23 protein-coding genes, 1 other RNA gene and 1 riboswitch are annotated in these 23,902 nt (G+C 35.8%); of the genes, 23 read left to right on the forward strand and 1 reads right to left on the reverse strand.

The window, feature by feature from the left end:
- Positions 1–137: 137 nt before the first annotated feature.
- The 4 genes from RVS70_RS11160 (at position 138) to ssrS (ending at position 2,444) form a co-directional block, all read left to right on the forward strand.
- Positions 138–1,742, forward strand: a complete 1,605-nt coding sequence (locus tag RVS70_RS11160) for a fatty acyl-CoA synthetase (RefSeq protein WP_321133308.1) — start codon at positions 138–140, stop codon at positions 1,740–1,742.
- A 50-nt stretch (positions 1,743–1,792) separates the two neighbouring features.
- A complete protein-coding gene (sspL, locus tag RVS70_RS11165; protein ID WP_080668749.1) occupies positions 1,793–1,933 on the forward strand; it encodes a small, acid-soluble spore protein L in 141 nt (46 codons plus the stop codon).
- Positions 1,934–1,936: 3 nt separating this feature from the next.
- The gene (locus RVS70_RS11170; RefSeq protein ID WP_414617174.1) at positions 1,937–2,194 is read left to right on the forward strand and encodes a sporulation protein; all 258 of its coding nucleotides are present in this window, start codon (positions 1,937–1,939) and stop codon (positions 2,192–2,194) included.
- Between the two features lie 66 nt (positions 2,195–2,260).
- A non-coding RNA gene (gene ssrS / locus RVS70_RS11175) (6S RNA) lies at positions 2,261–2,444 on the forward strand.
- Between the two features lie 59 nt (positions 2,445–2,503).
- Here the strand turns inward: ssrS and RVS70_RS11180 are convergent.
- A complete protein-coding gene (locus RVS70_RS11180; protein ID WP_051388440.1) occupies positions 2,504–3,262 on the reverse strand; it encodes an arylamine N-acetyltransferase family protein in 759 nt (252 codons plus the stop codon).
- Positions 3,263–3,428: 166 nt separating this feature from the next.
- On the opposite strand from RVS70_RS11180, the gene RVS70_RS11185 reads away from it, so the two are divergent.
- The 19 genes from RVS70_RS11185 to cas1c all read left to right on the forward strand — a co-directional run bounded on the left by RVS70_RS11185 (position 3,429) and on the right by cas1c (position 23,895).
- Positions 3,429–3,797, forward strand: a complete 369-nt coding sequence (locus RVS70_RS11185) for a VOC family protein (RefSeq protein ID WP_026682698.1) — start codon at positions 3,429–3,431, stop codon at positions 3,795–3,797.
- 78 nt (positions 3,798–3,875) lie between these two features.
- Positions 3,876–3,977, forward strand: a riboswitch (purine riboswitch).
- A gap of 559 nt (positions 3,978–4,536) precedes the next feature.
- Complete coding sequence (locus RVS70_RS11190; protein WP_026682699.1) at positions 4,537–5,124, forward strand: xanthine phosphoribosyltransferase; 588 nt, start codon at positions 4,537–4,539, stop codon at positions 5,122–5,124.
- A complete protein-coding gene (locus tag RVS70_RS11195) occupies positions 5,121–6,413 on the forward strand; it encodes a nucleobase:cation symporter-2 family protein (RefSeq protein WP_026682700.1) in 1,293 nt (430 codons plus the stop codon). Before RVS70_RS11190 ends, RVS70_RS11195 begins: the two co-directional genes overlap by 4 nt.
- A 314-nt stretch (positions 6,414–6,727) precedes the next feature.
- Positions 6,728–8,149, forward strand: coding sequence for an MDR family MFS transporter (locus RVS70_RS11200; RefSeq protein WP_121605871.1), 1,422 nt, complete (start codon positions 6,728–6,730; stop codon positions 8,147–8,149).
- Positions 8,150–8,598: 449 nt separating this feature from the next.
- Positions 8,599–8,796, forward strand: a complete 198-nt coding sequence (locus RVS70_RS11205) for a hypothetical protein (RefSeq protein ID WP_321133313.1) — start codon at positions 8,599–8,601, stop codon at positions 8,794–8,796.
- A gap of 679 nt (positions 8,797–9,475) precedes the next feature.
- Positions 9,476–9,613 carry a hypothetical protein gene (locus tag RVS70_RS11210; RefSeq protein WP_161629260.1) on the forward strand — a complete coding sequence of 46 codons (138 nt, stop codon included), beginning with the start codon at positions 9,476–9,478 and terminating at the stop codon, positions 9,611–9,613.
- A gap of 250 nt (positions 9,614–9,863) precedes the next feature.
- The gene (locus RVS70_RS11215) at positions 9,864–10,157 is read left to right on the forward strand and encodes a phosphotransferase (RefSeq protein ID WP_343231056.1); all 294 of its coding nucleotides are present in this window, start codon (positions 9,864–9,866) and stop codon (positions 10,155–10,157) included.
- 157 nt (positions 10,158–10,314) lie between these two features.
- Positions 10,315–10,698 (forward strand): hypothetical protein, encoded by a 384-nt coding sequence (locus tag RVS70_RS11220; RefSeq protein ID WP_205388379.1) that lies wholly within the window; start codon positions 10,315–10,317, stop codon positions 10,696–10,698.
- A 29-nt stretch (positions 10,699–10,727) separates the two neighbouring features.
- Complete coding sequence (locus tag RVS70_RS11225) at positions 10,728–11,198, forward strand: hypothetical protein (protein WP_121604812.1); 471 nt, start codon at positions 10,728–10,730, stop codon at positions 11,196–11,198.
- 34 nt (positions 11,199–11,232) lie between these two features.
- Positions 11,233–11,421, forward strand: coding sequence for a DUF4083 domain-containing protein (locus RVS70_RS11230; RefSeq protein ID WP_121604813.1), 189 nt, complete (start codon positions 11,233–11,235; stop codon positions 11,419–11,421).
- Between the two features lie 201 nt (positions 11,422–11,622).
- Entirely contained in the window at positions 11,623–12,138 is a 516-nt protein-coding gene (locus RVS70_RS11235; RefSeq protein ID WP_121604814.1) for a DNA-deoxyinosine glycosylase, read from the forward strand.
- Positions 12,139–13,296: 1,158 nt separating this feature from the next.
- Complete coding sequence (locus RVS70_RS11240) at positions 13,297–14,145, forward strand: S-adenosyl-l-methionine hydroxide adenosyltransferase family protein (RefSeq protein ID WP_026679960.1); 849 nt, start codon at positions 13,297–13,299, stop codon at positions 14,143–14,145.
- A gap of 644 nt (positions 14,146–14,789) precedes the next feature.
- On the forward strand, positions 14,790–15,593 hold the full coding sequence (locus RVS70_RS11245) for a cytochrome c oxidase assembly protein (protein ID WP_228088996.1): 804 nt from the start codon (positions 14,790–14,792) through the stop codon (positions 15,591–15,593).
- 376 nt (positions 15,594–15,969) lie between these two features.
- Positions 15,970–18,396: a CRISPR-associated helicase Cas3' gene (cas3, locus tag RVS70_RS11250; RefSeq protein WP_321133318.1), complete on the forward strand. Its 2,427-nt coding sequence runs from the start codon at positions 15,970–15,972 to the stop codon at positions 18,394–18,396.
- Between the two features lie 323 nt (positions 18,397–18,719).
- Entirely contained in the window at positions 18,720–19,436 is a 717-nt protein-coding gene (gene cas5c / locus RVS70_RS11255) for a type I-C CRISPR-associated protein Cas5c (protein WP_166529807.1), read from the forward strand.
- Positions 19,437–21,353 carry a type I-C CRISPR-associated protein Cas8c/Csd1 gene (cas8c, locus tag RVS70_RS11260; protein ID WP_321133320.1) on the forward strand — a complete coding sequence of 639 codons (1,917 nt, stop codon included), beginning with the start codon at positions 19,437–19,439 and terminating at the stop codon, positions 21,351–21,353. It begins immediately after the preceding gene.
- 1 nt (position 21,354) lies between these two features.
- On the forward strand, positions 21,355–22,218 hold the full coding sequence (gene cas7c, locus RVS70_RS11265) for a type I-C CRISPR-associated protein Cas7/Csd2 (RefSeq protein WP_166529809.1): 864 nt from the start codon (positions 21,355–21,357) through the stop codon (positions 22,216–22,218).
- The gene (cas4, locus tag RVS70_RS11270) at positions 22,208–22,867 is read left to right on the forward strand and encodes a CRISPR-associated protein Cas4 (RefSeq protein ID WP_321133322.1); all 660 of its coding nucleotides are present in this window, start codon (positions 22,208–22,210) and stop codon (positions 22,865–22,867) included. The genes cas7c and cas4 overlap by 11 nt, the downstream gene beginning before the upstream one ends.
- Positions 22,864–23,895, forward strand: a complete 1,032-nt coding sequence (gene cas1c / locus RVS70_RS11275; protein ID WP_166529811.1) for a type I-C CRISPR-associated endonuclease Cas1c — start codon at positions 22,864–22,866, stop codon at positions 23,893–23,895. The genes cas4 and cas1c overlap by 4 nt, the downstream gene beginning before the upstream one ends.
- The last annotated feature ends 7 nt before the right edge of the window (positions 23,896–23,902 follow it).

Consider the following 23,902-nt stretch of genomic DNA (forward strand, 5'->3'; position numbering starts at 1 on the left):
GTCCGTATAAAAGGGTAAATTGGACTGGTAGTTCGCATATATGTTAGCTTGCTTTTAGTAATTATCTGAATTAAAATAAAAAAAAGAATATTCAGCTAGTGGAACATTCATCATTTTACCATTTGAGGAGTGGGATAATGAGAACACAAACAAATGTGCATGATGGACTAGGGAAAATTATACAGCAGGCGAGAAGAAATACGCTGGGGGATATACTTGCGCGAACCACAGATCGATTCCCAGCTAAAATAGCGATCACTTACAAAGGTAAGGAAGTAACTTATCAGGAATTAGATAATATAGTTAATCAAACAGCTCATGCTTTTATCGCTGATGGTATGAAGAAAGGCGACATGATTACATTAATGTCAAAAAACAGCTTAGACTTTATTGTAGTAAACTTTGCTCTTGCGCGAGTCGGTGCTGTTTTCATTCCAATTAATTATATGCTAGGTAAAGAAGATGTTTCGTATATTCTAGAACATGCAGGATCTATAGGTTTGATTGCTTCAGATGAATATGTAGATTTACTCGATCAGGCTTCAGAGCAATTGCATATTCAATTTAAGTACCAATTGGGTGCTGTTCATGTGATGAGAGAAGGATGGAAAGCATTTAATGAAATAAGGATAGGACAGCCTATATCTAGAGTTGAAAATGAAGTTTATGATGAGGATCTCTGCCATGTGCTTTATACAAGTGGAACAGAATCACGACCAAAGGGTGTTATGCTTACACATAAAAGCATTGTCAGTGAATATGTAAGCTGTATCGTTGATGGGAAAGTGGAAGCAGATGACGTTTTTATTCATGCACTGCCACTCTATCATAGTGCACAGCTTCATGTGTTTTTAGGTCCAAGTATTTATGCAGGCTGTAGCGGCGTGATACTTGATAAAGCTAGCCCTGAAAAAATTTTAAAAACAGTTGAGGAATCAGGGGCAACGCAGCTTTTTTGCCCACCAACTGTTTGGATAGCACTACTAAGACATCCTGATTTTAATAAGCGTGATTTATCCACATTACAGAAATGCTATTATGGAGCTGCTATTATGCCAAAAGAGATTCTAAGAGAATTATCCGAACGCTTACCTCATGCGAGACTTTGGAATTTATACGGTCAGACAGAGGTAGCTCCCTTAGCAACAGTCTTGCAACCAGAAGACCAACTACGTAAGCTTGGTTCAGCAGGATTACCGTCATTAAATGTACAAACGAAAATAGTTGATGAGAACGATCAAGAAGTGGCTCGAGGAGAAATTGGCGAAATTGTTCATCGGACGCCGCATGCAATGGTCGGATATTTGCACGATCCTAATAAAACAAAAGAAGCATTTCGTAATGGCTGGTTCCATAGCGGTGACCTAGGTGTCATGGATGAGGAAGGATATGTAACGATTATTGACCGGAAGAAGGATATGATTAATACTGGGGGCGTAAACGTATCAAGTCGTGAAGTAGAGGAATTGATATATCAATTGGATGGTGTATCAGAGGTCGCTGTTATAAGCTTACCAGATCCGTATTGGATTGAAGCTGTGTCCGCCATAATTGTACCAAAAAAAGATAGCGTTTTAACAAGGGAAATAGTGGAAGCATATTGTAAAGATCGTCTATCTACATTTAAAATTCCAAAATATATTGCATTTACAGAGAACCTACCCAAGAATCCTAGTGGAAAGGTGTTGAAGCGATCTTTACGAGAACAATATCAAGGATGGAGCGAAAATAGTAACGAATAGAAGCATACAATTTGAAAAAAAATGTAACACTATGAATGGAGGTGTTGTAATTGGCTAAAGATAAAGATCAGTATAGTAAACGGCAGGTACAAAGTAGTGTAAATCCACAAGGTCTATCAGAGGATGCTCAAGAACAACGTCCAAAATCTCAATTGGAACAGCGAGCAAAAAAGAAGAATACAAAAATCTAAGAGGTGAGAAAGATTGATCATACGTTAGATTATTTAAGAGAATCGTTATCTAACTATATAAATAATGATACTTGTCGGCAAATCGTTCGAAAGCTCGAACGAGGCAACTATGCAAATGAGTTGGATTTTGTTAAGAGAATAAGTGAAGAGGAAATGACTTATTTAAATGATGTATTGGAAAATGAAATTGCTTATGCTAAATCGGTTCAATACGACAGAAGAGTAAAAGAATTGATAGAAGTGTATGAGCAATTATTTTGAAAAATCTGATATAAAATAGGGATAATTTCCCATTGAAAAATAGCGAGATAACATATAAAATGTTATTACAAGCTACATTGTACGTATTAAATTAAGTTTTAACCTCTAATGTAGGAATAGGGAGTTTTATATCGAAATTTAAATGCCGTGCCGTCAAAGAACGGAAGGCAGGACAGTTTCTGCAAACACCCACTTAGCGAAGTGGTGGTTTAAAACTTTTTATGACAAATACGGCAAATGTGGCCTGTTATATTTTATAATTAAACTAGACCAGTTTCAGTAGAATGAAACTGGTCTTTTGGTATGTCATCACATTCCATGTATGCCGAATCGATTCGCTAGAAGCTGTTGAAAAACAGTTGGGTTTATTTCTTGCTTGTTCTTTATTCCCTGTCTGATTTCTGTAATTGTATCTTTCGTTAATGTAATATGTCCTTCTTCTGTTAATTTCGTTACTAATATGGAACGGTTAAACGGTGATCGTTCATCCTTCGTTATGATTTCTTTCACTTTCGTAAGATATTCTTCATCAACTGCATCAAGCGTGAAGGTATAGCTGGCTTCGATTTTTCCATTGGTTATTTTTTCTAATGCGTAGATGGCTTTATCATCATGCTGTTCGACGATCCGATAGTTACCAGTTCTCGAGGAGATCGTTTCCCCTGTTAACGGAATAGGTTGTAACGCTAAATGTGATCCAAACCCTACATCAACAATGTAGGTTCTCTCATCATACGTTAAAATAGTAGAGATATGTGTACCTTGTAGTCCGTTTTTTGGAACGATAATGGATGCAGCTATCATTTTTACGTTATACCCCACTTCTCGGAGAACATAGTAAAATAATGGATTTAACTCATAGCATAGCCCGCCTCGGGGATTATCTAATAATTTCTGCTGCAACGTATGTTTACTGACTTGGCTTCTCTCATTATTTATGACATCTAAATTCTCAAATGGAATATGTTTAGCAAATTGAAACATAAGAGTGGGTATGTCGTTGAAGCTTATATGAGTACTACCATTGTACTTAATCCGTTTAAAAAATCCGTTAATAAAATGATTCATGCTAAAACTCCTTCGCTCAGTGGTTACTCATCCATCATATATGTTATACAGCAATTATGAAATGATAGTGACTTACCTAGATAAAAAAATACGATACAAGTCGATTTGTCATCCGTATTATCTTTTAATTCACCCATGATGTATGCTAGAAATTGGGAGGGATACTATGACTTTTCAATACGTAAAAATAGATCATGTGCAATTGGCCGCACCTCGTAATTGTGAACAAGAAGCAATTGCATTTTATCACGGCATTCTAGGGTTTCGTATTCTAGAAAAACCAGATACACTTCAGGGAAACGGAGGAGTTTGGTTCCAAGCAGGTGATGTGCAGCTGCATATTGGAATAGACGAAGCATTTTCACCAGCTCGTAAAGCACATCCCGCCATTTCTTTAACGAATTTAGAGGCGTTGAGCAACCACCTTTCAACAAATGGCATACCTGTGATTCATGATAGTCGATTACCTGGGGCAAATCGTTTTTATTTGTCTGATCCATTTGGTAACAGAATTGAATTTCTAGAATGGAAATGATTACCCTATCAAAATTATTGGAATCTTAGTTATATTAGATTAGGGGTTGTTTATTCATAGTCACATGCTATACTAAATACATTCAAATATTCCTATTTTCATATAATAGCAGGAATAAGGCCTGCAAGTTTCTACCGGTTTACCGTAAATAAACCGACTATGAAAAACTACTGGAATGATTAGACTTTGTTCTTTAAACATTGGTCTTATCGTTTTTTCGACATTTTATAGTTCGAGAACCAGTTCCGTTCATGGTCAACACGGAAATGGGTCTCGGACTTTTTTGTAGTCTAGGAAATTATAAAATTTGAGCCTATGGATAAATAGGTGCGTGTGGAGCTGCGTCCCGACCAGCTCCAGTGCCCAGTAACTAGGTGACTTCACGAATTGCCTTAATCTAAGTCATCATCGGCTCGCAAGCACACCGTGATTCCTTTATCTCTGTTAAATCGCTCCAGTTGCTACGTTTCTATTCGGGCGTTTGCGCTTTTGTTCTTTGGCTGGTTTCTATAGGTTTGTTGTGTTTAACGAAGTAAGAATAAGACATATGCGCTAAGCTATGATACACGTAGATTCCTTGAATACACACATATTTCCTATGTGTCATGTAATCTTGTTCAGTGTGAAGTTTATGATGGGCAGCGTTTGCGTATTCTGGCTACGGACTAACCAACAATAATTTGTACAAAAAGTACCTTTTATTTGAATCTTACACCATTTGCTAGAAAGGAAGATATACATGGACGTTTTAAAGCAAAAAATCTTATCAGAAGGGAAAGTCTTATCAGACACTGTATTAAAGGTTGATTCTTTCTTAAATCATCAAATAGACCCCGTGCTTATGCAGGAAATTGGCAAAGAATTTGCTCAGCGCTTCAAAGGTTTCGATATCACCAAAATTTTAACATTGGAATCTTCTGGGATCGCACCAGCTGTAATGACTGGATTAACACTAGGTGTGCCAGTTGTATTTGCTCGAAAAAGAAAATCATTAACGTTAACGGATCATTTGTATTCGGCAGAAGTATATTCCTTTACGAAAAAAGAATCAAATGAGATTTCGATCTCTCAGGATTTTATTTCAAGTGAAGATACGGTTTTAATCATGGATGATTTCTTGGCAAATGGACAAGCGGTATTTGGTATGATTGATATTTTAAAGCAGGCAAAGGCTCGAATTGCTGGAATAGGAATAGTTATAGAAAAAGGTTTCCAAGAAGGCGGCAAAAAAATTCGCCAACAAGGATATCACGTTGAGACTCTCGCAAATATCGCTAAATTATCTGATGGCAACGTGACATTTAAGAAGGAGGAAACGTGCATATGAAGAATGCAGCTCTAGGCTTTCAACACCTGTTAGCTATGTATGCAGGGGCTATTTTAGTTCCGCTTATTGTTGGCGACGCACTTGGACTAACTTCTGAGCAGTTAACCTATCTTGTTGCAATTGATATTTTAATGTGTGGTATTGCAACAATACTACAGGTACTCAATAATCGCTTTTTTGGAATTGGTCTTCCTGTCGTGCTAGGCTGTACGTTTACTGCCGTAGGACCTATGATTGCAATCGGTGGGCAGTTTGGTGTTTCTGCTATTTATGGTGCTATCTTAGTGTCTGGATTAGTCGTGATTTTAATTAGCGGAGTTTTTGGTGGCTTAGTACGTTTCTTCCCGCCAGTGGTTACCGGTTCTGTTGTGACGATTATAGGGATAACACTTATTCCTGTAGCTATAAATAATATGGGAGGTGGAGAAGGAGCAAGTGATTTTGGCTCCTTAGTGAATATTTCCTTATCTTTTGGTACATTATTGTTTATTATTCTTCTATATCGATTCACAAAAGGATTCATTCAATCTATCGCTATTTTATTAGGATTAATCGCGGGAACCATCGTTGCTTCTTTTTTAGGGAAGGTTGATTTACAATCTGTTGCAGAAGCATCCTATTTTCATATGCCTCATCCATTTTATTTTGGTATTCCGACTTTTGAATGGTCAGCCATTCTTACGATGATACTTGTCGCTATTGTCTCATTGGTAGAATCAACAGGAGTTTATTTTGCGTTAGGGGATATGACTGAACGTAAATTAAAAGGGAAAGACCTTGCAAAAGGATATCGAGCGGAAGGATTAGCTATTCTATTAGGGGGTATATTTAATGCTTTCCCATATACTGCTTTTTCACAAAATGTAGGGCTAATGCAAATAACAGGTGTTAAGAAGAAAAACGTCATTATGATTACTGGAACCATGTTAATTATTCTTGGTTTCATCCCAAAAATTGCTGCATTAACGACAATCATTCCATCGGCAGTATTAGGTGGAGCAATGATTGCTATGTTTGGTATGGTAATATCTCAAGGGATTAAAATGCTAGGTTCAGTAATTACCGAGTCATCGGAAAATGCAATGATTATTGCTTGCTCCGTGGGTATGGGATTAGGGGTAACAGTTGTTCCTGAATTATTTGCTAAACTACCAGATAGTATTCAAATCCTAACAAGTAATGGTATTGTAGCTGGAAGTGTAACAGCTATTTTGTTAAATATTCTATTTAACATGATCCCTCATCGAAAAGAAAGCAAAGCAGTTATTTTAAAAGAACAAGAAGCGTAACATCTTCAAAACTACGCCATACTAAAAAAGGTGTACGAAAATGACCGATGAAAGTCCGGCAAGGGGTTTCATTGGTCATTTTTTATTATAGAGTGTAGTCCATATCTCGCGTGAAAATTGGTGTAAGATACTTGTTTTACCGTAGTAATGGTAGCTCACCAGTTCTCCTTTATTGTAAAAAACGAGAAATCTGTTAGAATGGAAGGTACTTTTTCATGTGGAATTCGGCCGTCAACAAGGATGATGCTCAACTAATCCTGCAATTTTAATAGGAAAAGGGGGAATACGGATTGAAGCAGAAAAACATAGAAAATATGGAAGAAATAAATAAATTGCCGATCGTTATTGTGCTTATCACAGGTGCTTTTTTAGCAATTTTAAACCAAACACTGTTAGCGACGGCAATCCCTCATATAATGGAGGACTTAGAATTAACAGAAAATACGGCACAATGGGTTACAACGATTTTTATGTTAGTTAATGGAATTATGATACCCATTACCGCTTTTCTAATCGAAACATTTACAACGAGGCGTTTATTTATTACAGCAATGAGCACCTTTGCAATCGGCACATTCATATGTGCAATCTCACCAAATTTTTTCATACTTATGACAGGAAGAGTTGTTCAGGCAGCAGGAGCAGGTATTATGATGCCATTAATGATGACAATTTTTCTACTTATCTTCCCTATCGAGAAGAGAGGAACTGCAATGGGTACTGTAGGATTAGTTATTGGTTTCGCTCCTGCATTAGGGCCGGTTGTCTCAGGCTGGCTAGTGGAGCAATTTCCGTGGCGATCTCTATTTTATATTGTATTGCCATTAGCTGTCATTGATGTAATTGTCGCTTATTTTGTAATGAAAAATATAACGAAACGGACCTTTCCTAAGGTTGATATCCTATCTATTATAGTTTCAACGTTAGGATTCGGAGGTATTCTTTATGGATTCAGTAGTGCAGGAAACACTGGCTGGTCAGATAGTGTAGTTATTTTGTCATTGCTGGTAGGAACAATTTCATTAGTTATTTTTATTACTCGGCAGTTTACCTTGGCACAGCCAATATTAGAGTTTCGCGTGTTTAAAAATAAGCTATTTACAATCACGATGATTATTGGCATGATTGGTTTTATTGGTTTAATTGCAGCTGAAACGATTCTCCCTATCTATATGCAAAACATGGCTGGGTACTCAGCTTTTGAATCAGGGCTGATGATCTTACCTGGTGCCCTTCTTATGGGAATTATGTCACCAATTAATGGGAGGATCTTTGATCGGTTCGGTGCAAGATATTTGGTTATTATCGGATTATTACTTCTAACCATAACATCCTTTTTATATACGAGACTGACACCAGATACTTCGTTACCTTATTTAACAATTGTTTTTGCCATTCGAATGTTTGGAATATCGATGATCATGATGCCTTCTACTACAGCGGGATTAAATCAACTATCACATCGTTTAATCCCACATGGTTCTGCAATGACAAATACAATGCGTCAAGTAGCTGCTTCCATCGGCACCGCATTGTTAATTACAATAATGACAGCTACCGCATTGAATAGTGGAGAAAGTGCTTCCGCATTAGAACAAATTCATGGGGTAAACATTTCCTTTTATGTAGCTACCGGTTTATCCTTGTTTGGCCTGGTTCTAGCATTCTTTATTAAAGGGACAACACCTGCAGAGGATAGAGCGAAATTAACCACAGAAAGGGAATCCGAAAGGTGAATCTGTCTCATATTAGTGATGAATAACTGGCAGTAATAACCCCACGTTTCACTTTATTGACTTTTTGAGGGGTTAGATAGAAGAAAGGCTTTGATAGTCATTGTTCATGAGAAGTATGATTTTTTAGATATGAAGCTGCCCTTTTGGCGCAGCTTCATTTTTTTTAAAAGTTAAGAAAGTATAAAATCAGTGCATTGACTGCGTTAAGCCAAGTAGTTATTTTGAAATGTTTGATGTATATTGGCAATGCTCCGACTAATTGCTTCGCTTTCCGTGGGCACGGCCTCAACTAACTTTGCAAAGAAGAACACGTTGCAAAGTGGATTTTCGGCTCGCGCTAATCCCGCAGGAGTCTACGTAATTAGTCTCCGCTATGAGAAGGTGCAACAATTCTTGTCATAAGTAATAGGTTGACTTTTTTACAATGGGTAAAGTGAAAATCGTTATCCGTGAGTATAAAAGCAGCTGTGTTACTTCATGTTAGCGTTGTAGAGCCTGATAATAGCGAAGGCCGGCTACTTCAACTCCTGTGGGAAATGTTTGACCTGAAGATCCACTTTTTTGAGCGGGTTTTGCTAAAAAAGTTAGCTGAAGGACAAACCCCACGGAAAGGGAAGTGGGCAGCCGGAGTGGAGGTCAAGCAGTAGCTATTATTCCATAATAGCTACTAGAGGAAGCGTAAATCTGAACATTTAGTGATAAGGACTGAGCGAATTTTGCTCAGTTTTTCTAAATGTTTTTGAAAACCCTTGGCTGTGCCCGCGGAAAGCGCGTATAGTTTCACGATGCGGCGATGATACTCCTATTAATAATATGATTATTCGTATTTTGAGTAAAGAAGTTGTGTTTTGTACCAGTCTCTTTGATCAGAAAACTTAGTCCTATAATGGCGTTTTTGACGATCAGAAATGACGCTACTTCATAGCATCCAGACTATAATTGCTCTTTAAGTTAATGGATAACGGGCATGACATTAAGCTTAAAGCCAACTATAATAAGTAGCAAAGGAATAAAAACAGAGGCGAATAACTCTATACCAAACTGGCGACTTGAAGTTCCATAGATCGATTAAGAATAACGGTAAAGAGGCTAGGATATTAAAAGCGATAGATTCATCATTTTTCCTGGCATTCAGATTTCTATCATCATAACAAAACAACAATAATTTTGGTACAATTATGAAAATAAGCAGTAAAAAATGTTAATCTTAGATGTATACAGATCGCTTCAATTACGTTACGCTCGGGTATAGGTTGAAAAAGGAGAAATAGATAACTAATGGAATTATGAATGAGCGCCCTTTTACAACAGATAGGGGGTACATACATGGCAAAACTTCACATCAAACATACGCTAATCGATGAAGCATCAATAGAGGAAGTAATCTTGAGAAACTATCCGATTAAAGATTTACATTACTGTGTTTTGTTAACGAGCGGTTTGAATGACCTCCTACATCGTTAAGGGAGATGAAGGGACATATGTATATCGCGTTTATCGTCATCAGTGGAGGGATAAGCCCGCCATTCAGTTTGAACTAGATGTCTTGCAACATTATATAGTAGCCGATTTAAATTATCCAAACCGATGTTAAATAAAGACGATACATTATTAAGAGGATTTACTAAATAAACCGATAACTCGAATTCTCCCCGTAATAAGGCATTTTCTTGGTGGTGAATCGGCGGCATTATTATGTAAAGTTGTAAATGAAATAAAAGAGGAATTGGCTGAGAAAAATTTGGAAATAGGTCTTTGTCATGGAGCTTTTCATAATCATCATTTGAATAATGGAGAATTAGAAGTATTTGACTTTGATTTTACTGCAATTGGCTACAGATCTTATGATGTCGCAGTTTCTTGGTGGAATTTATTACATAACGATAAGCGTCAAGAACAAGAATGCTGGGATAGCTTCCTACAAGGATACCTCTCACAAAGAGAATTGACTAAAGATGATCTTCAGAGTGTTCCGCTATTTACACTATACGCAGAATATGGCTGTTAGGCACAATGCTTGCTAATGGTGATGTGTGGGGGACAAATTGGTTAAATAAGAATGCTTTAAAATTGTTTTTGTTACAGGTTCAATCAGATCGAATAAAGGAAGAATCTAGTAGTAGTCAATAGACAAGTTATTTATTATATAAAGGAGTGAAGGTAATTTGGAAGCATTACCGACATGGTTTTTGGTTATTTATTTTAGTTTTATTATTTTCAATTTAGTAACTGCAATTATTAGTAATATTCGAGATAGATGGATACCCTTTGCATATACGACCATTATTTTAACTATCGCTATTCCTTTCATTAGTTTTATTTATTCGGTTGAAAGACCTGTGGAAGTGAATCCAATAGCCTATATTTTCTCGCAAATGGCAAATGGAAAAATAACAGCAATCCTACTAATTATGGGTCATTTATATTTACTATTCTGGTTCATTCTATATATGAAGGATAGCTTCGGTAAACAGTTAGTAAAATACTACCGAAAAATTGTCAAAAAAATACAGGATAAGGGTTTTCTTAATAGAGAAAAGTCAAGTTAAGAAGTTGAAATAAGATTAGAGGTGCATCTATGCGAATTTTATCTTTAGCAGTCATACTATTATTATTATTTCTAATAGGCTGTGATGTAAGCAAATCAAATTCAAATTTTTATTTATCCTTAATGGGAGAAAGCGAGAATTGGAGATTAAAAAACTACGAGATTGAATTAACAGATCAGACATTTCGAGCAGGAAATGGAACTTTAGATATGAAAGGGCAAGAGAAGTATGTAACAGATACATTTTATATAGAGGTCCATGCGGTTATTAATGAAAAAGATAATATTATTCAGGCCTCTGTTAAAAATGGCAAGGTTGACATTTCAGAAGAGCGAACTGGCTCAACCAAAGGTGATTCTCTTGTTAATCATGAAGGTAAACCTATATCATTAGAAGAAATCAACAATATTTATGTAGTACTAGAATGGTGGGACGATCGGAAAAAGAAAAAAGTAAAGGAAGTAATTGAATTATATCGTTCAAGCAGTGAATGGACTTGAAGTTCCATTTAATAAATGAGGAAGGAGAAATTCATTGACTATGTTAATGCTCGGAGGATTTTATGTGGGGGATGCGCTACTACAGTTGTTCATGTTCGTTCTAATTTTGAGTATTGCTTTTCTTCTAGTGAAAGGTATTAAAATGTACGTTACAAAACAAAAGCGATTAGCGCGTATTGAAGAAAAAATTGATAAATTAATGTGCGACAAGGTCGATAAGTAGTAAGGAAGAATGCTCTCATGTAAGCGTAGCTGGATAACGATCAACCGTTTTCATAAACTTTTTCGTAATGGTACATCCATATCTATATATGATATATCAGAAAGCTAGTGGATGATAATGAGGTCTTCTACTAGTTTTTTCGTTTATCTAGATAAGTATTGTATGTGCATACTAGAAAGTAAACAATAAGGAGTGTAGTCATTGGACCTAAAGAATCAGCTAACATCATTTCAACCAATCGTACCGAAGCGGCCGAATGTACTTATATTAGGATCGATGCCCGGAGGTATATCGTTAGAGAAGCAGCAATATTATGGTAATCCTCGTAACCACTTCTGGAAGATCCTTTTCACACTATTCAATGAACCGTTTTTGGAGAGATATGAGGATAAAATTATCTTTTGTAAACAGCATGGTATTGCGCTTTGGGATACAATTGCGACATGTTATCGTAAAGGAAGCTTAGATGCAGCAATTAAGGAGGAGGTTCCTAATGACATTATTGGATTTATAGCTAAACACCCTTCCATTAAACTAATAGCCTGTAACGGTGGGAAGGCTTATGACATACTTCATAAGCATTTCTCAATAGAAACCATACCCCATGTCACTGTTTTGAAACTTCCATCCACTAGCCCTATACCAGGACGCTATACGAAAACGTTTGAAGGAAAAGTAGAAGCATGGCGAGTGATTCTTTCATATATTAATGATTAACGTATTTATGATGTAGATAGTCAAATATCCATGTTTTTTGTCGATTATCTATGTAAAAATAGGGTATAATAAAAGTAAATAGATATTTAAAAGTACTTTGTGTGAATCATGAATATTTTTCATCGTTTTGTAATAGGATTAAATTGGTTGTTTAACTGGGAACGGTACCGCAAATGAGTCGCAAGCGGCAACTTGCGACTCAGACAGTTATCCGCAAGGGGCGGCGACTTCGTTACAAAGGACAGCAAATCCTTGTTAACTCCGTCGGCAGGGTGATTACTTGTTTTCTCGGCTATTAACAATCAACAATACAAGCGTTGCGAACGAAAACATCAACTCAAGCGTCTTGTCAATTGGAATCACAAATTTCAGCCCCTTTCCCTTAGGGGATTACCAGTCGCCAAGTAAAGAGAAGCAGTTTGCTTAGCTTCCATTCTACACCCTGCAAGTCCTGTCCCCACCATTATACTACAATCCGTGTAAAAATTGTGGAAATTATTAGGAAATGGTATAAAATTCACAGAGTTCTGTCTATTACGTATAAACTTCCTATTGATTTTTGGGGCATGAATAGGGGTGAAGCCCTGTGTAACAAGTAGGAGTAAAGGGTTTCATATCAAACGAAAGCTTGTATATTTAAATGGAGAAAATGAGTAATTTGCCTTATTTTCTGTGATAATTCTAATAATTTTCTTGAAATATTTTTTACAGCTTCGTATACTAAATGTTAAATCTTTAAATCAATAGTAAATTCCATTTTGAACAATGGCCAAGAAGCTGTGTGTGTGCTGAAGTATTTTATATTGTAAATTAGTAGGTATCAACGAGGTATGGTACTCGTTACAACGCTAGAGTATGAGTTTATATTATACTTTATGAAGCTGTATGTGTGAGCGTACAGCTAAAATAAGGTGATACCACGTAATGAAACGTCCTTATCAAGTAATTGATAGAGGCGTGTTTTTTTATAGTCTAGGAATTTATAAAATTAGCCCATGTGGATGTGTGTGTGCAGCTCGAGCGCCCAAAAGCGAGGTGATTTCATGAATCGCCCTAAGCTAAATCAGTATCGACTCGCAAGCTCACCGTGATTCTTTTATCTTCGTTGATTGCTCCAGTCGCTGCGTTTCTGCTTTAATTAAATATGGAGGGATTCAGATGTGTAAGCATTTAGTATTACAAACAGATTTTGGTATTGGTGACGGAGCTGTAAGTGCAATGTATGGGGTTGCTATTTCCGTTGACCCTGAGTTACGAATATTCGATCTAACCCATGATATTCCACCATACAATATTTGGGAGGCTTCTTATCGCTTATACCAAACCATTACATATTGGCCAGAAGCAACCATATTTATATCTGTTGTAGACCCTGGTGTTGGAACAGATAGATTAAGTGTCGTTGTTAAGACGATGGATAATAAATACATTGTGACACCAAATAATGGTACATTAACCCATATTAAAGAACATCTAGGTATTGCTGAGGTACGTGTTATTGATGAAAAAATAAATCGTTTACCACGTTCTGGTCATTCTTATACATTTCACGGACGTGATGTTTATGTTTACACAGGAGCAAGGCTTGCTTCTGCAATTATAGATTTTGAGGAGGTTGGCCCAAAAGTAGATGTTGATGTGATTATTCGTATGCCTAAGCCAGAAGCTAAAATAGAAGAGGAGATTGTTAAAGGACATATTGACATCTTGGACATCCGTTTTGGTAATCTGTGGACGAATATTAATCGTACACTGTTTGCTGAGGCGGGGATTAGATATGATGATGTACTCGATGTTACCATTACGAATCATTCACAACAGGTCTATAAAAATAGCATGACATTTAGCCAGTCATTTGCAAAAAGTCGGTTAGGAGAGCCATTGGTGTATGTGAATTCCTTAGATAAATTAGGCATCGCACTAAACCAAGGTTCATTTGCTAAAACCTATCAGATAGGGACAGGAGAGAATTGGGAAATTTGGATTACGAAAGTATCATCTACGTAAAATTATGACTGAATGAAGCAGATTGGAGTGAAATAAAACAGCCTATTCAAATAACATGAGAATAGTGAGCTATGCAGTTAGCAATACGTATGATTAAGATGTAGGTATCGAAAACGAGCTTACCAAGTGGATCTTCGGACTCGTGCTGTTCCCGTCGGAGTTTCGCATATTTCAGGTGCTAAATGAATGATTCTAATCAAAAAACGAACAATAATTAATTTTTGAAGTGGTGCCCCCTATCAAGTAGACAGTGGAAATAATAAAAACTGACTTAAGCGGTTTTAGCTCTAAATTCGATAGAGCTAAGGCCGTTTAGTTGTTTTTGATATCTATCATCATTGTAGAAAGAAGAAGCCCTGTTTTTTATTCGAATTCGTAATCCCTGAGCTTTGATCGGGCTTTCTTTCACTCCTCACTATAACTTAAAAAAGAAATAGTGGGTAAGATCACTCGTCGATGACCTTACCCACTAATCTTAGTATGTTTTTATTTTTGAAATAGCATACTGTGCAGGAGCTTGTTACGTCAAAATAAGGATTGGTAGAACTGTTCATTAATTTGTGACATATGTCATAGTTCCTTATGCTGTAAGTGTTTTATACTTTTAGTAAGTGACTATAAAAAAGAAGGTGAATGGCTTGGAAGTGATATTAAATCAATTTGATTTTACGACAAAATGGAACGGTGGTATTTTACTGCTCGTATTGTTTTTAATTAATATCTATCTTTTTTTGCTACCTAAGGGAAAAGAAGATTCGATTAAAAAAACAATCCTATTTATAAGTGGGTTAGTCGGGTTATTCATTGCTCTCGGGACACCTGTAAATATTTTAGGTAGAGTTACGTTTAGCTTTCATATGATTCAATTAGTTATGCTCTTACTCGTTGTTCCTCCACTCTTAATAGTTGGGTTTAAGAAAGGAATATTGGAAAAGATTCCTTCCATAGCACCTGTTCAAAAAGGATTGTATTGGTTGACTAATCCTTTTATTAGTTTGTTCTTATTCTATGGGATGTTTTATCTATACCATCATCCCCCTATTTTTGATTATGTAAAAGTTGACTATTATTTAAATTATTTTTATTTGTTTGCATTATTTTTTGCAGCGATCTTATTATGGTTGCCACTTCTATCAAAAAATGCCCTCATGGCAAAAGCAAAACAAAGGTATTGTTTAGCAAATATCATTCTAATTATTCCGTTGTTTTTGATTTATCTCATGTCCAAAGAAAGTTTATATACGGTATATACAGATATTGGTATGCTTACGGCTGCCTTAGAGTACTGTATACCGGATTGGGATACATTGCCAAAGGAATTTTTCGCAGAACTCCTACCATTTAATCCACTTAACGAACAAAAAATCGGTGGAAGTATACTAATTAGTGGTCATGCTGTCGTGTTTGGTGGTGTAATGATTAAAAATTTTCGTGTAAAAGAAAATTAAAATGGGACGCTCTCTTAAAATAAATTCATTTTGCTAAAAAGTTTTAATAGACTCGGGTTCTAAAGGAAATCAATAATTCCCACATTCAATTACCATGATAAAGTGGAAAAATATCCACATTTACTTCAATGAAGTGAAGGAATGTTTTTTTGTCGTTGCGTGTTAGAATTATTAACTTTTTATTTGTTGACAAATTTTACAACAATTCAATTAATTAAGTGTGATGCAGATGGTATTTCTTACTTTTTTTGCTAAGATCAGTATTTGACTGGTTTGTAAAAAAATAAAAATTTTGCAGGAATTTGTTAAAAAACATCGAATAATAGATTAGATACGGGTCAAATTATCCATTTTAGCAAAAGAGGTGTAGAGATATATGAAATCTGTCGCACATATAAGATCGAATGATAAAAAGGTCCAAACAGTGGAAGAACATCTAATCGAAGTAAGAAACCTAGCCGAGTCTTACGGAGAAAAAATTGGAGTAAAACATTTAGCTGGTTTAGCAGGAATGCTTCATGACATGGGTAAGTACAGTGAAGAGTTTTTAAGGTATATTACAGAAGCTGTGGAGAATCCAGACTCTTCTCCAAAGAGAGGGAGTGTTGATCACTCTTCCGCAGGGGGAAAACTACTGTATGAGCTTTACCATGCTGGCAAGAATATTGACATCCATCAAGCGCTTGTGGCGGAAATAGTAGGAAATGCTATTATTTCACATCATGGCTATTTACATGACTTTTTAAATCCTGACCTGAGTTCAGACTACTTAAGAAGGGTTTGTCAGAAAACGTTTACAGAAAACTTCGAGCAAGTAAAACAATCCTTTTTTGCCAAAGTAATTAGTAAACCGAACTTTCAAGATTACATGAATTATGCAGTTGAAGAACTAAAAGCATATATAACCAAAGGAAATAATGAAGATTTAGAAAAACATCTCATGTTTTTAACAAAATTCGTTTTTAGTACATTAATTGACGCCGATCGTACAAATACAAGAAGATTTGAAGAAAATACTGCTTATGAGAAACCCATTAATTATAAGCAGTTATTTACTACATATTACGAAAAACTCCTGAAAAAAATAGATTCTTTTCGGAATCATCCAGATGCGCACAAGCCAATTAATGTTTTAAGAGCCAATATGTCTGATCAATGTGAACAGTTTGCAACAAAGTCTTCCGGAATATATACATTATCAATCCCAACAGGTGGCGGAAAAACGTTGGCGAGCCTTCGTTATGCTTTAAAGCATGCAGTAACACATAACAAAAAAAGGATTATTTATGTCGTACCATTTACGACAATCATTGAGCAAAATGCAGAAGAAGTAAGGAAAGTATTGCAGGATAATGTCAATATATTAGAGTATCATTCCGATGTGATTGCTGATATAACAGATGAGGATGAAGCTGAGGAAGGGGTAATGACGGATCAGCAAAAGTTAAAATTGGCAAAGGATAACTGGGATTCGCCAATTATTTTTACAACAATGGTGCAATTTTTAAACGTTTTCTATGCTAATGGAAGCAGAAATATTAGAAGGTTACATAATTTGAGTGATGCGATCATTATTTTTGATGAAGTGCAAAAGGTACCAACAAAATGCGTTTCTTTATTTAATAACGCTTTAAACTATTTAAATTCAAATTGCATGACAAGTGTTCTGCTTTGTACAGCAACACAACCTGCTTTAGATTTTGTAGAACACAAACTAGATATCAATACCGATGGGGAAATCATTAAAGACCTTCAAACAGTTATCGATGGATTTAAACGTGTTGAAATTATTGATCAAGCAAGTGATGAAACGTTTGATAATGACAAGCTTTCTCTATTTGTCCAATTAAAGATAAATGATGTAAAAAGTATTTTAGTGATTTTAAACACCAAGACAGTCGTTCACAACCTATATAATCAGCTACAACAAGAATTGTCAGATATTCCTGTTTATCATTTAAGCACGTCTATGTGTGCAGCACATCGGAAAGCAATATTAGCAGATGTTAGGGAAAAGTTAGATAATGGAGAAAGAATTATTTGTATTAGCACACAGTTAATCGAGGCTGGTGTTGATGTCAGTTTTGATTGTGTCATTCGTTCATTAGCAGGGCTGGATTCGATTGCCCAAGCAGCAGGAAGATGTAATCGGCATGGTACAAAGCATATTCAACCTGTTTACATCATTGATCATGAAGAAGAGAATCTTAACCATTTAAAAGAAATTAAGATAGGAAAGAGGATTTCAAAAAAAATACTGCTTGATATAAAACAGGAAAAAACAAATCATGGTGGCAATATCTTATCTCGTGAAGCAATGGTACGCTATTTTCAGGAATTATTTACTAATCTAGCGGGAGATCTGAACTATTTTATTCCGAAATTGCAAAAGGAAATGACAGAACTTTTAATGGTACAAACAGAAGAACTAGTTAATGCGTATTTTGCCAAAAATGGAAAGCTTCCAGACACGTATATGCTGACCAGTATAAAAACTGCAGCAGAAAATTTTGAAGTAATCGATAATGTTACAACTTCTGTCATTGTTCCATATGAAGGTGGTAAAAATATTATCACAGATCTCACTGGTGCTGAAACAATTGATGACTTAACCCATTTATTAAGAACAGCACAGCAATATACTATTAATATGTACGAGCATGAGTTAAGGCAGTTGAGTGAAAATGGTGGACTCGTATCTATATTTGATGGAGAAATTTTAACAGTTACAGAAGGTGCTTATAACAACGAATACGGTCTTGAACTGCAAAATAATAGTGATTTGAGTTTTTTAAGTTATTAGAAAAACCTATCTTGCATGTAGATAGGCTTCTCGAATAATACACTATGTTTTTCAATCCGCGCTTATATAAGGGACAATTTATTTTAACATAATTATTTGATTTATATTAATTGTGGGGAAAAAGAATTTGTAATGGAATTTGTTGAGTTGAATAAACCTTTATTAAAAAATTTACTTCAATATGATAACTCTGTTTTAAAAGTTAATGCATGGTATGAATCTTTTTTAAAAATTTGACTTGAATTTCTAAAATACAGAGCTTCATTGTTAGAGAAGGAATCTAGGTTTGCTTTTATCTAGATTCCTTGAAAGGGGATGAATAGATGAGAAACGCAATCGAATTTGATGTTTTTGGCGATTATGCCCTATTTACAGATCCTTTGACCAAAATGGGTGGAGAAAAAATGTCCTATCAAGTGCCAACATATCAGGCACTGAAGGGGATTGTAGAATCAATTTATTGGAAACCGACTTTGCTGATGATTGTAGATGAGGTGCGAGTGATGAATCCCATTCGTATGGAATCAAAGGGAATTAGACCTATTGAGTATGGTGGAGGAAACACACTAGCAAACTATACATATTTAAGGGAGGTGCATTATCAAGTAAAGGCCCACTTTGTTTTTAATTCACATCGTCCTGATTTAGCTTTTGATCGTAACGAAAACAAGCATCATAACATACTTAAACGTTCATTAAAAGCTGGTGGAAGAAGAGATATTTTTCTTGGTGCTCGTGAGTGTCAGGCATATGTCGAGCCTTGTAACTTTGGCGAAGGAAAAGGATTCTATGATAATTATGAGGGTGAGATACATTTTGGCACAATGGTTCATGGTATTAATTATCCAGATGAAACGGGAAGAAATCAGATGGAAGTTCGTTTATGGAACCCCATTATGAAAAATGGTGTCATTCAATTTATTCGTCCAGATCAATGTGAACATATTAGGACGGTTTCAGAAATGTCTCCAAAACATTTTGATCAGTCAAATGTGCTGTCAGCAGAAGAATTATGGACCCATATAGATGGAGGTGAGTAAATGAGCTGGTTATTAAACCTATATGAAACGTATAATGCTAACACAGGCTATGTTGGGGAAATCGCAAAAAATGCTTATGACCGTGAATATACATTACTCCCTATTTCCCATACAACGCAAAATGCACATATAGAGGTAAACATCACAGAGGATGGTAATTTTCATTCGGCAGATGTGATCGATAAAGAAGATGCAAGTACATTGATTCCTTGTACAGATGAATCTGCAAGTCGTGCTGGGTCAAAAGTTGCGCCATATCCATTACATGATAAGTTAAGCTATGTCGCTGGCGACTTTGTGGCATATGGTGGGAAAATAAAGCAAGAAGAACCGTTTCAAAAGTATATTTCGAAACTTAAAAACTGGGCTGAATCACCGTACAGTCATAAAAAAGTGAAAAGTATTTACAACTATTTAAGAAAAAAGCACTTTATCAAGGATCTGGTTGCACATAAAGTGCTGTATTTAAATGAAGATAGTAAATTAATTGAGAAATGGGATAAGAAATATGAATCTTTACATGGTGGGAAACCACAGATATTTTCGGTAGTTAATGGCGGGCAGGAAAGTGCATTTATTAGATTTAATGTCTATTCATCGGATAAACTTTTAGAAAAAGTTTGGAAGGATAAAGAGATGTTTCAATCCTTTATTAATTATTATAATGGTTCTTTACATAAAAGTGATTTATGTTTTGTCACTGGAAAAGTAATGCCGAGTACAGATAGACATGCGAATAAAATTCGTCATGCAGCAGATAAAGCAAAATTGATTTCAGCAAATGATTCAAGTGGTTTTACGTTTAGAGGTCGCTTTCAAAAAGGGGAGGATGTCGCTGCAATAAGCTATGATGTATCACAAAAAGCGCATAATGCCTTAAAATGGTTGATTAATCGGCAAGGGAAAATGGTCGATCAACGAGTATTCTTGGTCTGGGCAAATGATGGTACAGAACTAGCAGAACCAACTGCTGGTACAGTAGATTTAAGGCTGTTAAAGAAGGTAGCAATGGTTGATGAGAAGAAGAGTTATACGAGCCAAGTGTTTGCAAAAGAGGTGGCCAAGGCTATCGATGGCTATAAGAACGATTTAACTACAGAATCGGATGTGAATATACTTATTTTGGATTCCGCAACGACGGGGCGGCTTGCTGTTCTATATTATCGTAATATGAATAAAAAACTATATTTAGATAGACTTGCAAACTGGCATGCTACCTGCGTTTGGCAGCATTGTTATAGAAAAGATGAAGATAAGAAAAATATATTGTTTCATGGTGCACCATCGACTAAGGATATCGCTTTTGCTGCCTATGGATCAAAGGTAAATGAAAAAGTAGTTAAAGGATTAATGGAACGTATTCTCCCTTGTATTGTTGATGGGAGAAAAATACCGCGAGATATTGTTACGAGTGCTTTTTATCGGGCATCCAATCCAGTTTCAATGGAACCGTGGGAATGGGAAAAAACTTTTAGTATTACATGTGCTTTAATCAATAAAACATTAAATGAAAAAGGGGAGGGATATAACGTGCCTTTGGATAAAGAAAATACAGATCGTGACTACTTATTTGGAAGATTACTTGCAATAGCCGATGTGTTGGAAAGAAGAGCCTTAGGGAAGGAAACTACACGTGCTACCAATGCAATTAGATATATGAACTCATTTTCAAAACACCCGCAAAGAACCTGGAAAACGATTCAAGATAGCCTACAGCCTTATCAAGCAAGGTTAGGAACAAGCGCAATAGATTTAACTAAATTAATAGATGAAGTTGCTTCAAAATTCAAACTGGAAGATTTTAATAATCGACCATTGTCAGGAAAATATTTATTGGGACTTTATAGTCAACGGAATGATTTATATCAAAAAAAGGGTACAAATAAAGAAAGTTCAAATGAAAAAGGGGATATATAAAATGACTACTTTAGACCACAAAATTGACTTTGCAGTAGTTTTATCTGTTTCAAAAGCAAATCCAAATGGAGATCCATTAAATGGAAATCGACCTCGCCAAAATTATGATGGTCACGGTGAAATTTCGGATGTCGCTATCAAAAGAAAAATTCGCAATCGGCTGATGGATATGGACGAATCTATTTTTGTTCAGTCTAACGACAATCGATCAGATAACTTTAATAGTTTAAAAGAAAGAGCTGAAGCAAATACTGAATTAGACAAGATTATGAAGTCAAAGAAAGGTTCGAATGAAGAATTTGCACGAATTGCTTGTCAACAATGGCTTGATGTTCGCAGCTTTGGACAAGTTTTCGCATTTAAAGAAAAAAGTAAAGGGGCTGGTGTTTCTGTTGGAATTAGGGGCCCAGTTTCTGTTCGTACTGCAACTAGCATTGACCCAATCGATATTACTAGTATGCAAATCACGAAAAGTGTTAACTCCGAGACTGGTGACAAAAAAGGTTCAGACACAATGGGAATGAAACACCGCGTAGATTTTGGTGTGTATGTATTTTACGGGAGTATAAATACACAATTGGCGGAGAAGACAGGGTTTACTAATAAAGACGCAGATAAAATGAAGCAAGCGCTTGTGACATTGTTTGAAAACGATGCTTCATCAGCCAGACCTGATGGTAGTATGGAAGTAAATAATGTATATTGGTGGGAGCATAATTCAAAGTTAGGACAATATTCTTCGGCAAAGGTGCATCGTTCATTAGAAGTGAAATCTAAAAATGAAGAACCAAAATCATTTGCAGATTATGAATTTAAATTGCATGAATTGGATGGCCTGAAGGTTGAAATTATTGATGGATTGTAATGAATATGATGACTATCTGATGCTATCAGGCATTCAGCATTTTCAATTTTGTAAACGACAATGGGCATTAATCCATATTGAGCAACAATGGGAAGAAAATGTTCGTACAGTGGAAGGACAATTTTTGCATCGGAAAGCAGATCAACCTTTTGAAAGAGAAAAAAGAGGTAATAAACTTGTTGTTCGAGCAATGCCAATAAAATCAGAGGAATTAAAGATAACTGGCATTTGTGATGTTGTTGAATTTTTGAAAAGTGTTGATGGGGTTCCTATCAATGGTGAGGAAGGAAAATATCTTCCTATACCAGTTGAATACAAACGGGGAAAGCCGAAGAAAAATGATGCGGATATTCTGCAATTAGTAGCACAGGCGATTTGTTTGGAGGAAATGCTTCTTTGCGAGGTTAATATGGGATACATATTTTACAACGAAATAAAGCACCGACTAGAAATACCAATTACTTGTGAAATAAAGAATAAGGTAAGAGCTATTGTATCGGAGATGTATGACTATTATATGCGCCGTCATACACCAAAGGTGAAAACTGGTAGATTCTGCAAGAGCTGTTCTCTTCAACATATTTGTTTACCTAGATTGATGACAAAGCAATCTGTTAAGCGCTATATAGAAGGGAAGGTAAATGAGTGAAGAATCTTCTCAATACACTATTTGTTACGCAGTCAGATGTCTATTTGTCTTTAGACGGTGATAACATTGTTTTGATAAAAGAAAAAGAAAAGTTAGCAAGATTGCCGTTGCACAATTTAGAATCTATTGTTGCTTTTGGCTATACAGGTGCTAGTCCGGCACTAATGGGATATTGCGCAGAGAGAAATATTTCTTTAATATTTTTAACAATGAATGGACGTTTTCTGGCAAGAGTTGTAGGAGAGAGTAGAGGGAATGTAACACTTAGAAAAAAACAGTATCGTATTTCAGATAATGAAAAGCATTCGACTGAGGTTGCTCGAAATTTCATTATAGGTAAGATATATAATAATAAGTGGCTTCTTGAAAGAATGACAAGAGATTATCCTTTACGAATAAATGTTGATAAATTTAAGGAAGTATCTCAGCATTTAACTATCATGATGAAAGAAACCAGAAGTTGCGCTGATTTGGAGAACTTACGCGGCTGGGAGGGGCAAGCTGCAATTAGCTATAATAAGTGCTTAGATGATATGATTCTACAGCAAAAGGAAGATTTTTATTTTAGTAAACGTTCACGGCGTCCACCATTAGACAATGTGAATGCGATGCTATCATTCGCATATACGTTGTTGGCAAATGATGTAGCCGCAGCATTGGAAGCGGTTGGACTTGATGCTTATGTTGGTTTCCTACACCGTGATCGTCCTGGTAGAGTTTCATTGGCTTTGGATGTTATGGAAGAACTAAGAGGCGTCTTGGCAGATAAATTTGTTTTAACTTTGATTAATAAGAAGTCTATCAATAAAACTGATTTTCAAAAGAAAGAAAATGGTGCGGTTATTATGACAGAGGATGCTAGGCGGAAATTTTTATCCGCCTGGCAACATAAAAAACAAGAAAAAATAACACACCCTTATTTAGGTGAAAAAATTTCTTGGGGACTAGTTCCCTATGCACAATCACTGTTATTAGCGAGATATTTGAGGAATGATTTAGATGAATACCCTCCTTTTATGTGGAAGTAGGTGAGTT

This window comes from Virgibacillus sp. M23, assembly GCF_034190895.1.
Classification (GTDB): Bacteria; Bacillota; Bacilli; order Bacillales; family Amphibacillaceae; genus Virgibacillus; species Virgibacillus salarius.